Origin of the sequence: Fusobacterium perfoetens (genome assembly GCF_021531595.1) — a bacterium.
Taxonomy (GTDB): domain Bacteria; phylum Fusobacteriota; class Fusobacteriia; order Fusobacteriales; family Fusobacteriaceae; genus Fusobacterium_B.
This window is the reverse complement of sequence record NZ_JADYUD010000005.1, coordinates 1-13,909: the sequence shown is the minus strand read 5'-3', so window position 1 is coordinate 13,909 and position 13,909 is coordinate 1. Positions and strand designations below refer to the sequence as shown.

12 protein-coding genes are annotated in these 13,909 nt (G+C 29.4%); 1 reads left to right on the top strand and 11 read right to left on the bottom strand.

Features of this window, described 5'->3' with window-relative positions:
• Positions 1–222: 222 nt before the first annotated feature.
• The 9 genes from I6E17_RS03840 to I6E17_RS03800 form a co-directional block, all read right to left on the bottom strand.
• On the bottom strand, positions 223–2,184 hold the full coding sequence (locus tag I6E17_RS03840) for a polysaccharide lyase family 8 super-sandwich domain-containing protein (protein WP_176829243.1): 1,962 nt from the start codon (positions 2,182–2,184) through the stop codon (positions 223–225).
• Between the two features lie 238 nt (positions 2,185–2,422).
• Complete coding sequence (locus I6E17_RS03835; RefSeq protein ID WP_235235715.1) at positions 2,423–4,420, bottom strand: polysaccharide lyase family 8 super-sandwich domain-containing protein; 1,998 nt, start codon at positions 4,418–4,420, stop codon at positions 2,423–2,425.
• Positions 4,421–4,630: 210 nt separating this feature from the next.
• Complete coding sequence (gene deoC, locus I6E17_RS03830; RefSeq protein WP_235235714.1) at positions 4,631–5,305, bottom strand: deoxyribose-phosphate aldolase; 675 nt, start codon at positions 5,303–5,305, stop codon at positions 4,631–4,633.
• A 31-nt stretch (positions 5,306–5,336) separates the two neighbouring features.
• On the bottom strand, positions 5,337–6,527 hold the full coding sequence (locus I6E17_RS03825) for a phosphopentomutase (RefSeq protein ID WP_176829246.1): 1,191 nt from the start codon (positions 6,525–6,527) through the stop codon (positions 5,337–5,339).
• Between the two features lie 22 nt (positions 6,528–6,549).
• Entirely contained in the window at positions 6,550–7,260 is a 711-nt protein-coding gene (gene deoD / locus I6E17_RS03820; RefSeq protein ID WP_235235712.1) for a purine-nucleoside phosphorylase, read from the bottom strand.
• Positions 7,261–7,282: 22 nt separating this feature from the next.
• A complete protein-coding gene (gene cdd, locus I6E17_RS03815; RefSeq protein WP_176829248.1) occupies positions 7,283–7,681 on the bottom strand; it encodes a cytidine deaminase in 399 nt (132 codons plus the stop codon).
• 21 nt (positions 7,682–7,702) lie between these two features.
• The gene (locus I6E17_RS03810) at positions 7,703–8,926 is read right to left on the bottom strand and encodes a NupC/NupG family nucleoside CNT transporter (protein ID WP_176829249.1); all 1,224 of its coding nucleotides are present in this window, start codon (positions 8,924–8,926) and stop codon (positions 7,703–7,705) included.
• A gap of 31 nt (positions 8,927–8,957) precedes the next feature.
• Entirely contained in the window at positions 8,958–9,737 is a 780-nt protein-coding gene (udp, locus tag I6E17_RS03805; protein ID WP_176829250.1) for a uridine phosphorylase, read from the bottom strand.
• Positions 9,738–9,957: 220 nt separating this feature from the next.
• Complete coding sequence (locus tag I6E17_RS03800) at positions 9,958–10,701, bottom strand: GntR family transcriptional regulator (RefSeq protein ID WP_176829251.1); 744 nt, start codon at positions 10,699–10,701, stop codon at positions 9,958–9,960.
• A gap of 297 nt (positions 10,702–10,998) precedes the next feature.
• Here I6E17_RS03800 and I6E17_RS03795 point away from each other — a divergent pair, with 297 nt between their 5' ends.
• Positions 10,999–12,348, top strand: coding sequence for an MATE family efflux transporter (locus tag I6E17_RS03795; RefSeq protein WP_235235710.1), 1,350 nt, complete (start codon positions 10,999–11,001; stop codon positions 12,346–12,348).
• Positions 12,349–12,437: 89 nt separating this feature from the next.
• Here the strand turns inward: I6E17_RS03795 and I6E17_RS03790 are convergent, their stop codons facing one another.
• Both I6E17_RS03790 and I6E17_RS03785 read right to left on the bottom strand, forming a co-directional pair.
• Positions 12,438–13,436 (bottom strand): esterase-like activity of phytase family protein, encoded by a 999-nt coding sequence (locus I6E17_RS03790; RefSeq protein ID WP_235235709.1) that lies wholly within the window; start codon positions 13,434–13,436, stop codon positions 12,438–12,440.
• 54 nt (positions 13,437–13,490) lie between these two features.
• Positions 13,491–13,751 carry a hypothetical protein gene (locus I6E17_RS03785; RefSeq protein ID WP_235235707.1) on the bottom strand — a complete coding sequence of 87 codons (261 nt, stop codon included), beginning with the start codon at positions 13,749–13,751 and terminating at the stop codon, positions 13,491–13,493.
• Between the last annotated feature and the right edge of the window lie 158 nt (positions 13,752–13,909).

Here is a 13,909-nt window from a genome sequence, read left to right as displayed (position 1 = left end):
TCCTTTTAAACTTATAATAAATTTTTAATTTTATATTATTTTTCTAAAACATTTTTTTATTTTATTTTCAAACCATCATCGCACTGAAATTATTACATAAGAATTTTTATTTGTAAATCTTCCATTTTATATCCACACTTTTCCACTTAGTTATTTTTTATTTCAATTTTCAATATAAAATATTATTTTTATTATTTTTTATATAATGAAATAATTTTTATTTTAATAGTTCTTAATATACATTCTGCTCTCTCTGTTATCATCTTTTCTGTATATTACACAGAATGGTTCTGTTAATTCTTCGGCTCTCCAATTCACTACATAATTACATTTTTCTCCCTTTAGAAGATGTTTATCCTCAGTTAAAGTAACTGCAAATTTTTCTCTCAAATCCTTTGTGTCTATATTTTTCATAACAATTGCCCATACAAAGTTTCTATTTATAGGATCTGTTCCATATTCCTTCCATACTTTAACAAAATAATATTCCCCTCTTTTTTCAACAGAAAGATTAATTTCTGTTTTTTCATAGAACATGTATATTCTTCCATCTATTTCAAGAAATTCTGTTTTTATTTTTATATCCCTATCTTTTATTTCTTTTCCATCTGCTTTTATTACTGGAATATTTTTAAATTTTCTATTTGCAACTGTTGTATAAACTTCACCTTTTCCTGTTATACAGCTTTCAGCAAATATAACTCCCCAGCTTACAAAAAACCATGATTTTCTGCTTGTTAAGTCTCCATTCCAGTTTATAAAGTCCATTCCTGCTGTTCCATAATAATGCCATTTAAGAGCTCCCGTCATATTTCTTTCAGCATATCCAGTTTTATAATTTCTCTGAGCATTAATATTTTCCATATTCATTTTTATTTCTGTTGTTCCTGGAATATAGTTATAATCTACATTTTCCCAATAATCTTTATACTGCTCTGTATCTTCGTCATAAAGGCAATATGCTCCATCTCCTGTGAACCAGTATTTACTTTTTTTTAAATCTCTACATTCATAATTTCCTACAGTGCTTGAATGCATTGCAATACCTATAGAATAATCTTTATTTCTTTTTATTACTCTGTCCATATTATTGCACACTATAACTTGATCTTTATATTCTTCTGTTTCTATATCATCTCTGCTTAAAAGTTCATTCATTTTACTGCATAAAAATGATGATTTTTCATTTTCAAAATATTTATAAGTTCTTTCTTTTTCTATCTCTCTTTTTACAACTTTTAATATTTTGTCTTTATATTCTTTTGGAGCACATATTCCTGCAAGAAGAAAAGCATTTATTATTTTATGCCCTATCTTATGATCATATTCTTTTTTTCCTGCAATTATATTACTGAAAGCTCCTTTAAAGAAAAATGGTTCAAAAGATTTAAGGATTATATCATAAAAATTTTTTATTCCTTTCAAATATTTTTCATAACCACTCTCTGATATAAGATAAATTATTTCTGCAGAACTATGAATTATTTCTGCTCCATCTCCTCCTGCATCTGCTATACTTCTGCTTAAGAAAGATCCGTCTCTGTAAAATCCGTCTCTATTAAGAGAACAACTGTCATCTTTATATTCCCAAACTTCAGATAAAGCCCCTAAGGCAAGAATCATTTCATTTTCATTTTTTGATAAAAGCCCCTTTAAAAAAGAAATCTTTACAGCTTTTGCCCTCCATGCTCCGTGAGAAAATCCAAAATTTTCCATATGATGTCCTATATATCTTGAATCTGGTTGAAAGTATTCTATTGTTTCAAGAACAGAATTAAATATTTTTTCTTTTAATTTTCCTTCTGTCATAATAAGAATATCAATTATTATAAGAGGTATCTCTATTTCAAATGTATACTGACTGTTTTCATTAATTTTAATATTTCTATTATAAAAATTTTCTTCTCCTTGTTTTAATCTTTCTTCTATCAATTTAAGAATATCCATATCATTATAATAATTAGTTCCAACTGATTTATAAGCTCTTGTAAGAATTAAAGTGTTTTCATAAAATCTTTTTATTTCTTCAATATTTTTTTCTCTCTCATCAAATCCCGAATTTTCATCTTCTATAAGTATTCTTGTAATACTTTGATTTAAAAAAGTAACAGTATCAACTGGAGTAAATCCATTTCCTTCAAGATACTCTCTTCTTTTGTTTAATATACTTATTTTTTCTATCATTAATTTTCCCCCGAATCTATTTATTATATATTAACAAATTAATATCATTATTTCAGAACACAAGTCAATCATCATTATTTCATATTTTTTAATTCAAAGTTTTTGCTAAGATTAATTCTTTATAATAGACCAATTGTGGAAAACTGCTTATTTTCTCATTTATAAAATAAAATTTATTTCCTTAATTTTTTACAATAAAAAAAGCCAGAGTTTTTTAAACTCCAGCTCATTTTATATTTTAATAATTATTATTTAGATATATTCTACTTTCCCTATTATCTTCTTTTCTATAAACTGTACAGAATGGTTCTACTTTTACTTTTGAATCCCAGTTAATTTCATAATTACATTGAATTCCATTAATCAAGTGTTTTCCTTCTGTTATTTTAACACCAAACTTTTCTCTTATTTCATCAAGAGACATATTTCCTTTATTCATTACAAGTCCCCATACAAGAGAACTATTTACAGGATTTTCTCCATGTTCAACCCACATTTTTACAAAACAGCAATCTTCTTTTTTCTCTATTTCAATATTTATTTCTGTTTTTTTGTAGAACATAAATATTTTTCCATTAATTTCAACATTATCTGCTTTTAATACTGCTCTTTCCTCATCTAAAATTTTTCCATCAACTTTTATTTCAGGAACTTCTTTAAATTTTCTATTTGCAATTGTTGTATAAACTTCACCTTTTCCTTTTATGCAACTTTCAGCAAATATTACACCCCAGCTTACAAAAACCCAAGATTTTCTACTTGTAAGATTACCATTCCAGTTTTCAAATTCCATTCCTGCAGCTCCATAATAATGCCATTTAAGACCAGCTGCACTTTTTCTGTCAAGAGGTTTATGTTCAGGATTTCTCTGAGCATCAACATTTTCCATATTCATTCTTATTTCTGTTGTTCCTGGAATATAGTTATAATCTACATTTTTCCAGTAATCTTTATATTGCTCTAAATCATTATCATAAAGATAATATGCTCCGTCTCCTGTATACCATCCTTTTATATTTTCTCCATTTCTAGTTTCATAATTTCCAATATTTGAAGAATGCATTGTAATTCCTACAGCATAATTTTCTGCTCTTCTCATTATTCTGTTCATTTTATTGCATATTACAAGTCTGTCTTTATATTCTTTTATTTCAATATTTTCTTCTAATAATTCTTTCATATGATTATAAAAGAAAGGAGATTTTTCATTTTCAAAATATTTATAGAAAGTATCTTTTTCAACTTCTGATTTTATAAGTTCAGCTAATTTGCTTTTATATTCTTCAGGAGCATCTTCTTTAATTAGAAGAAGCGAATTAAGCATTTCATGTCCTGTTTTGTGATCGTGGCTAGTATAATCTGAAATCCCTCTTCCATTAAGCATATCTGTAAATCCACCTTTAAAGAAGAATGGTTCAAAAGAAGTAAAAATTATGTCGTAGAAATTTTTAAGACCAAGAAGATATTTTTCATACTCTGTTTTTCTTACAAGATGAATAATTTCTCCTATTTCTCTTAAAATTATATTTCCGTATTTAGCAGTATATGGAATACTTCCATGATGAAGGAATGATCCATCTCTATAGAATCCATTTCTATCAAGAGAATAGCTGTCATCTTTATATGCCCATGCTTCTATAAGAGAATTAAGAGCAAGTTTTATTTCATCTTTATTATTTTCAAGTATTCCTCTTATAAGGGAAACTTTTACTGTTTCTGCTCTATGTTCTGCTGTTGAAAATCTAAGAGGAAGTTTAGTTGTATATATAGCTCCCTCATTGTTTCCTGAATATCTTGGATCTGGCTGAAAATATCTTCCAGAGTCCATAACTTCTTTCATTATATCTTTTGATATATCTTCATTCATTAAAACAAAAATATCATTTAAAAGCATTGGGATATCTATTTCCCATACCCACCAATTAGTATGTTCTGCACAATTTTTATTGTAGAAATACTTCTGCCCCATTGAAAGTCTTTCTTCAACTAACTTTAAAACATCTGCATTTTTTTCATATTCTGTTCCTTTTACTGTATATCCCTTTGCAAGAGTAAGAGTATCTTTATAGAATTTTTTTAAAAGATTTATATCTTTTCCTATTTCAGAATAATCAAATTTTTCTGATAATATTCTTTTTAACTCTTTGTTTAAAAAATCAAGTGTTTCCTGTGGAATCTTTTCAGCACCTGCTAAATATTCTTTTCTTCTGTCCAGCATAACTGTTCTTTCCATCATTTTTCCCTCCCCCAAAGCAGTTAATAAATTAATCAACTACTTTTTTGTTTCAAAACAATAATAAATATGTTCTTTTTTACTGTTTTTTATCTATTAATACATTATAATGTAAAAAAACAATATTGTAAAATAAAAATATATTCAAAATGAAAAAAAGAGCACAGCTTTTTTTTAAAGAACTGTACTCTTTTATATTTAAATAATTTTATTTTAATATGAATTGTCGTTTACAGGTTTTCCAGCTTTTGCTATTTTTACAAGTCTGCTAGTTCCAAGTCTTTCTGCCCCAAGTTCCATAAACTTTTCAGCATCTTCAAATGATGAAATTCCTCCTGCAGCTTTAACTTTTACATTTTCTCCTACATATTTTCTCATAAGAGCCACATCATCAAAAGTTGCTCCTCCTGTAGAAAATCCTGTAGAAGTTTTAATATATTCTGCTCCTGATTCAGTTACTATTTCACACATTTTAATTTTTTCTTCTTCTGTTAAAAGACAAGTTTCAATTATAACTTTTAAAATTCTTCCGTCACATGCTTCATGAATTTTTTCTATTTCTTCTTTTACAAGATCATATTTTTTATCTTTTAAAAGTCCAATATTGATAACCATATCAATTTCATCTGCACCATTTTCTATTGCATCTTTTGTTTCAAAAACTTTTACAGCAGTTGTGCTGTATCCATTAGGAAACCCTATTACTGTACAGATAGGAAGTTTATCTCCAACATATTCTTTAGCTTGCTTTACATAAGAAGCTGGAATACATGCTGAAGCTGCTTTATATTTTATTCCATCATCTAATATTTCTTTTATTTCTGCCCATGTTGCTGTTTGACCTAAAAGAGTATGATCAACAGCTGCAAATATTTTTTCTCTGTCCATTTTATCTCCTTTTATTTCAAAAAATTTTAATCTAAACTAGTTTACCAAGAATTGAAGTTCCTATTGTATTTTCAGGCATCTTAACATCAAAATTGTCTGCAATAGTTGCTCCTATAACAGCAAATGTTGAAGCTCTGTCAAGTTGTCCATGTCCTTTCATTGAAGGAGAGTAAGCGATAAAAGGAACTCTTTCTCTTGTGTGATCTGTTCCAGTGTATGTAGGATCATTTCCATGGTCAGCTGTTATTATTAAAAGATCATCCTCATGAAGTTTTCCTAAAAGTTCCCCAAGTTTTACATCAAATTTTTCAAGTTCTTGAGCATATCCTATAGGATCTCTTCTATGTCCCCAAAGAGCATCAAAGTCAACTAGATTTACATAACATAAACCTGTAAAATCTTTTTCTGCTATTTCTATTGTCTGTTCCATTCCATGAACTGAACTCTTTGATTTATATGCTTCTGTTATTCCTTCTGTGTCAAAAATATCATTTATTTTTCCAACTGAAATAACATCAAAATTACTGTCTTTAAGGGCATTTAAAGCTGTTCTTCCATATGGTTTTAAAGCATAGTCATGTCTGTTTGAAGTTCTTTTAAACTCCCCTTTTTTCTTTCCAACATATGGTCTTGCAATAATTCTTCCAACTTTCCATTCATCTTTAAGTGTAAGTTCTCTTGCAATTTCACAGCATCTGTAAAGTTCATCAAGTCCAAAAGTTTCTTCATTTCCACAGATTTGAAGAACTGAGTCTGCTGAAGTATATACTATCATATTTCCTGTTGCAATCTCTTCTTCTGCAAGTTCATCAAGAATCTCTGTTCCACTTGCACTTTTATTTCCTATTACTTTATGACCTGTTCTTTTTTCAAGTTCATCAATAAGTTCTTTAGGAAAACCTGTGTCTGTAAATGTTTTAAAAGGTTTATCTATATTAAGCCCCATCATTTCCCAGTGTCCTGTCATTGTATCTTTTCCTACACTTGTTTCATTCATTTCCATGAAATATCCAAGAGGATTTTCCACAGGACTTACATTTTTCATAGGGTGAAGATTAGCCATTCCAAGTTTTTGAAGATTAGGAATATTAAAAGTTTTTACACTTTCTGCAATATGACCAAGGGTATCAACACCTTTATCTCCAAATTTTTCTGAATCGTCCATTGCTCCTATTCCAAGTGAATCCACAACAATTGTGAATATTCTTTTATATTTTTTCATTTAAGATGCCTCCTTCTTTTTCTTAACAGAAAGTTTCAAGGGCAATTTTCATCATATTAACGAAAGCTGTCTGTCTCTCTTCTGCTGTTGCTTTCTTTTCAGATGTAAAGCTGTCTGATATTGTTAAAAGACAAGCTGCTTTTTTTCCAAGAACTTTTGCATTATGGAAAAGCGCAAAACTTTCCATCTCTACACAAGTACATCCATGTTTAGCACTTATTTCTTTATATCCGTCAACATTGCTTTCTGTATAGAAAACATCACTTGAGTGAATTCTGTCAAGATGAACAGGAATTTCAAGTCTTTCTGCTGTTTTCATTATTTTTTCATTAAGCTCTGCATCTGGATAAGTTACATCTTTATCATATCCATTTTGTGTTTTTGCAAAAGATGATTCACTCCATGCACTTTCTGCAAGAACAACATCAAAAAGATCAAGTTTATCTGTATAAGCTCCTGCTGATCCTACACGAACTATATTTTCAACTCCATATTGAGAATAAAGTTCATAAGAATAAATTCCTATTGAAGGCATTCCCATTCCTGAAGCCATTACTGTAATTTCTTTTCCTTTATATTCACCTGTAAAAGCAAACATATTTCTTACTGTATTTACAAGTCTTACATTTGTAAGAAATGTCTCAGCTATAAATTTTGCTCTTAAAGGATCTCCTGGCATTAATACATTTTTTGCTATTTCTCCAACTTTTGCTTGGTTATGTGGTGTAGGCATATTTTTTCCTCCTAATTTTTTTCTATAAATCATCACTTGTAAATGCCATAGGCATTAATTCTTCTATATTTGTAACAAGAACTTTCTCTCCTGTTCCAAGAACTATAGGAGTATCTCTCTTTAAAAGTTCAACAAGTACTTGTCTGCATGCTCCACAAGGAGTTATAAGTGTATTTCCTTGACCTACTATAGCCATACATTCAATATCGTCCTGACGATATCCAAGTGAATATACATGAAATAATGCACTTCTTTCTGCACAGTTTGTAAGTCCATAAGAAGCATTTTCAATATTTGCTCCTTTATGATATTTTCCATCTTTTGTTTTTACACATGCACCTACATGGAAATTTGAATAAGGTGCATAAGCATTATCCATAGCTTCATAAGCATTTTTTAGAAGTTCTGTATATTTTTCCATTTCTTTTTCTCCTTAATATAATTAGAACATTGTAATAAGTCCTACTATCATAGCACTTAAAACACTTACAACAAATCCTCCAATCATTGCTTTAAATACAAGTCTTGAAAGTACTCCTCTTTTTTCAGGACAAAGTGCTGCAATACCTGCAATACATATTCCCATACTTGAAATATTTGCAAATCCTGCAAGAGATATTGAAAGAATAAGAGCTGTTCTTTCTCCAAGTCCTTGAATAACCTGTCCTAATTGTTGGAATGCAACGAATTCATTAAGAACAAGTTTACTTCCTAAAAGCTGACCTGCAAGAAGAATATCATCTCCTGAAAGTCCCATTATAAATCCAAGAGGTGAAAATACATAAGCAAATATTTTTTCAAGGCTTAAACTTCCAATTCCAACTGCTCCACCTATTGCTCCAAGTATTCCATTTACAAGAGCAACAAGACCAATTATAGCTATAAGAGAAGCACCTATTGCCATTGCAGAGTTCATTCCATTCATAGCACCCTCTGTTACAGCACCTATAAGATTTTCATTGTCACCTTTATTATCCATGCTTACATCTTCAACATTTTTTGAAATTTCTATTTCAGGATAAATTATTTTAGAAACAGCTATACTTCCCATAGGAACAAGAGTACTTGCAATAAGAAGATATTCCATAGGTATTCCAAGAGCAACATATCCTCCTATTATTGTTGCTGACATACTTCCCATTCCAGAAACTAAAACAACCATAATTTCACTTTCTGTCATTATTCCAAGATATTTGCTTATAAGAATAGGGCTTTCAGTCTGTCCAAGGAACATATTTGCAACTGCAACGAAACTTTCAACCTGTGATGTTCCAAGAATTTTTCCAACACCTTTTCCAATTACTTTTACTATAAATCCTAAAATTCCAAGATAGTATAAAGCACCTACCAAAGAAGAAAGGAAAACTATATTTCCAAGAACTTGAGTTGCAAAAATAAATCCTGTAGGAGCTCCTGCAAATCCAAGGCTTCCAAATACAAATGATATTCCATCTTTTCCATAGTCAAGAACTCTTGTTACTACATCAGAAACTTTTGATACAACAAGTTTTCCAAGAGGGAATTTTACAAGTAAAAATGCAATTATAAACTGTACTGCCATGGCTTTTAAAATTATTTCTTTTTTTACAGCTTTTCTGTCTTTAGATATTACAAGCATCGCTCCCAGTATTATCACTATTCCTAAAATATTTATAACAGCTCTCATCTTTTTTTATCTCTCCTATATTTTATTAAAATTATTTTGCTGATTCTTTATCAGACTTAATTAAGTTACGGATAGCTTCCACAGTTACTTTTATTGCTGCTTCAGTATCATGAACAACAGGATTTTCAAGTCCAAGTTTTTCTCTTTCTTGATTTGCTACTACAAGGAAAGATGAACCTACACGGACATTTAAATAACTTCCTACTATAAATAAAGCTGCTGATTCCATTTCAGATGCTTTACATCCCATTCTTTTCCATGCTTCCCATTTATTTTCTAGCTCATAACTTACAGGCTTTGTTGAAGGTTCATGTTGTCCATAGAAAGCATCTTTACATTGAACAACTCCCACATGGTAAGTTTCTTTTAAAGTTTTTGCTGCTTTTACAAGAGCATTTGTTATATCAAGATCTGCAACTGCAGGATATTCTATTGGAGCATATTCTTTACTTGTTCCTTCCATACGAATTGCACCAGTTGCAATAACAATGTCTCCTCCCATTATTTCTGTCTGCATTCCTCCACAAGTTCCAACTCTTAGGAATGTATCTGCTCCACATCTTACAAGTTCTTCAAGAGCAATAGAAGCTGAAGGTCCTCCTATTCCTGTAGAAGTAACACTTACTTTCACTCCGTCAATATAACCGGTATAAGTAACATATTCTCTGCTGTCTGCCACAAGTTTTGCATCATCAAAATGTTTTGCTATTTTTTCGCAACGCTTTGGATCTCCAGGTAAAATAACATATTTTCCTACATCTCCTTGTCTTAAGCCAATGTGATATTGTAATCCTTCTTCTGCATATTTCATAATCTGCTACCTCCAATTTTTTAATTTTATACCGTTGTCTAAATTACATTCTTGTTGTTTATCAAGTTGTCTACTATTGTATGATATCATGCAAATTGTTTTAATGTCAATCGCTTTTTTGTTTTTTTTGAACATTTTTATAAACCAATTTTATTGTTTGTTTAACCTAAAAAAATAAAAAAACCAGAACACTTTTATGTGCTCTGGTATACTAATTTTCTTATTTTAATCTTCTGTCAATTATTATGCTGCCATTTTCCACAGGTATGTAATGCTTGTTGTATAGAACAGGATACTTATTTTTTATATGAATAGATTCTGCTAAAAGGTAGAATCTTTCACTTTTAGAAACAGTATACTTCATTGCTGAAACATTTCCAGCTTCAGAAAATGTAAGTTTTATTGAAGAATGTTTTGCTTTTTCATAAATAGTTTTATCTAAATATTCAAGAAGTTGATTCTTATCTGAAAGTTCTATTCCTGCTTCAGAAATAGTTTCAACTGGAATTGTTGAAAGAGTATAGGCTACTGTTTTTCCTTTTGACTTATACCATCTATCTGCAAAAATAACAACAGGAGTTTTTCTTTCTAAAACTTTTGCTGTATAATCTGATGAAGGCTCTATTCTAAATTCAAGTTCTACCTCATCTATCTCTTCAGTTACAGATGAATAAACAGGATGTTCAAGAGTTTCTAGACCTTTTTCTATCTTCACTCCTGATTTCATTACAAAATTTCCTTTTCCTTGCATATTTTTAATTATTCCATCTTCCTGAAGAAAGGCTAAAGCCTGTCTTAATGTTGTACGGCTTACTCCCATAGTCTTTGCAAGTTCTGGTTCTGTTGGAAGTCTGCTGTCCTGTACAAATTCCCCATCTTTTATCATCTGGAACAACTTATTATATACAGCTACACATCTCGGAATTTTTTTTGTTCCGTTTGTAAGTTGTTCAATTTTATTCATAGTTTAACACACCATCCCTAATGTTTAATTTAAAAAAATAACTTTTATATATTATATAATATTAGACAAGTTATTTCAAGAATAATTGTTTTAAAAACATCTTCTATATCTTTTTAAATATAAATATATCCGTTTTAAAACAAAATTTTATCAGATTATTGATTATTTTTTTCCCATGTGATATATTTAAATTAAATATAATAATTTTTGAGATTTTTTAAGCGTTTTTTATTGTTTTCAGTTTATATATTAAAACAATGAAAAGCGTTTTTTTATAATTTTTTATGGAGGTCTGATATGAATTGTAACGAAAATAAAATGGGCTCTCATAAAATTCTGCCCTTGCTTTTATCTATGTCACTTCCCCCTACAATATCAATGATGACAAGTTCTCTTTATAATATTGTAGATTCCATTTTTGTAGCAAGGCTTGGAAATAATGCACTTACTGCTGTTTCTTTAGCTTTTCCAATTCAGATACTTATTATAGCCCTTGCAATAGGCTTGGGAGTGGGAGTAAATTCATTTGTTTCTAGAAAATTAGGGGAAAAAGATTTTTCTGCTGCTGACAGTGCTGCATCACATGGAATCTTTCTCTCTGTTCTGCACTATATAATTTTATCTGTTCTTGGTATCATTTTTATAAAACCTTTTTTTAATATTTTTACAAAAAACAGTGAAATTTTTAATATGGGCTGTACATACACATATATAGTTACATTCTTAAGTTTTGGAATAATAATGCAAATAGGAATAGAAAAAACTCTTCAGGCAACAGGAAATACTCTTACTCCTATGTTCCTTCAAATAATAGGTGCTGGAACAAATATTATTCTTGATCCTATTATGATTTATGGATATTTTGGATTTCCTGAAATGGGAGTGACAGGAGCTGCTGTAGCTACAGTCTGTGGACAGATAATTGCTCTTTTATGTTCTCTCTATGTTATTTTTTACAAAAAACAAGAAGTTAAAATATCAATTAAAAATTTTAAATGGGATTCAAATATTGTAAAAAAAATATACAGTGTTGCTGTTCCTTCATTTTTTATAATATCAACAGGATTTTTTATGGTTACAGGTATAAATTATATCCTAACAGGAATATCTGCTCTTGCTGTTTCTGTTTTTGGAATATATTATAAACTCCAGACTTTTGTATATATGCCTACAAGTGGAATTACTCAAGGGGCTATGCCTATTATGGGATATAATTATGGAGCTGGAAATAAAAAAAGACTTCTTGAAACTCTTGATTACTCAATGCTTATCTGTGCTGTAATAAATTTAGCGGGAACTTTTCTTTTTTGGATTTTTCCAAAAGAGATTCTTTCCTGCTTTAATGCTTCTTATGAAATGCTTGAAATAGGAGTGCCTGCTCTTAAAATTATAAGTATAAGCTTTGTTGCTGGAAGCATATGTTTTATATTTTCATGTTTCTTTCAGGCACTTGGAATGGGAGGAGCTTCTCTTTTTATAACTCTTTTAAGACAATTTATTATTCTTTTACCTTTAGCTTTTTTTATGGGAAATATTTTTGGATTAAAAGGTGTATGGTGGTCATTTATAATTGCAGAATTTATAACATGTATATGCTCAATAATAATTTATAAACATCATTCTAAAAAAGATTCTGTTTTTAAATAAATTACTTCATAAAAAATAGCTGCTGCATTTTCTAATCTAGATTTGCAACAGCTTTTTTATATTTTATTCTTATTAAAATAGTTTATTTCCTATTTTAATTCTTTGTCCATTTGAAATATCCAAATTTGGCTCTCTCTTTCTGATTTACTATTTTGTGTCATTATTACTTTAGCTTTAGGAACTGCTTTTCCATTATAAGTAAATTCTTTTTTATTTCCATCATATATATAATCTTCCATATTTGAACTTTTATTATCAGGATCTTCCATTTTAGTTGCTATTCCAAAATCGTTATCATTGACTACAACTATTGTTTTTTTATCAGGTAAAACAGTCATTCCTTCGGCTTTTTCTATATCCCAGCCATATTCTCTTAAATCTAAAACCAATTCTTTTTTAACAGGTTTTAATTCTTTTAATTTTCCATATTCAAGATCCCCATTATTTCCTATTTCATCTGCTCCGTTTATATCTATCATATAAATAAGATTCTGCATCTTTCCATTTTGTTTTCCCTGTTCAATCACTAAAAATTTACCTTCTCCTATAGAACAAATATCTCCTATCTTAGCTGCCCCAAAATTTTTATACCCTTTATCAACTGGATAAGCATACATAACACTTTCTTTTGTCTCAGGATTAAATCTTACTATTCTTGTATATTCTGCTGTATTTTTTGTTTCTCCATTTATATTTAAAGGACTTTGTACAGCTGCATACACATAACCTTTTTCATCTATTGTAAGACCTTCAAATCCTCTGTTTGGCACTCTATATTTTAATATCTCAGGAAGCCCTTCCTTAGGCCCATATTTTTCTATTATTTTTCCATGTTTATCTGCTTTAATTATAAAAGGCCCATATTCATCACACAGCCAGAAATTTTCATCTTTATCAACTGCAATTCCTTCTGTATCCACTCCATCAATATCATCATTCAGTCTGCTCATATCAAAGTTTAATGGAATTTCTCCTATTGCACCTACAAGCCCTTCAGGAATAACTCTTCCTGAAATCTTTTCTCCAAAACTATTTCTTAAAGGAATACTTTTTACAATTTCAGCCTTATCCCCTTTAACTTTTATCACTCCTATGCTTGGAGTAAAATCAGGAACAGGGAAAAATTTTCCTGCTATTTCTTTTCAATTTTCTATATATTTAGGAATATCTCCATTTGGACCTCTGTCTGTTACAGCATAAAATTCTAAATTTCCGTCTTTATCCTGTCCTTTAAAAGTTAAAGCTGAACCATATCCAGGATTTATCCCTGTTATAAATTCTTTTTCTTCTCCATTATAGATTATTTTATAATCTCCTGAATTTACAATATATTTTTTTACATTTATAGACTCTGCATAAATCATTGTGCTTATAAGCATACTTAAAAAAATAATTTTCTTCATATTCAATCACCTCTTATATGCAGAGTATCATTTAAATATAAATTGCATATTAAAATAATGTAAAACTTAAGTAAATTTTTATACAAAAAAAGAGAAGGATTTCTCCTTCTCTTCTTACTATACCCATTAGGGTTTTACTATTTAGTTATTTCTGATAC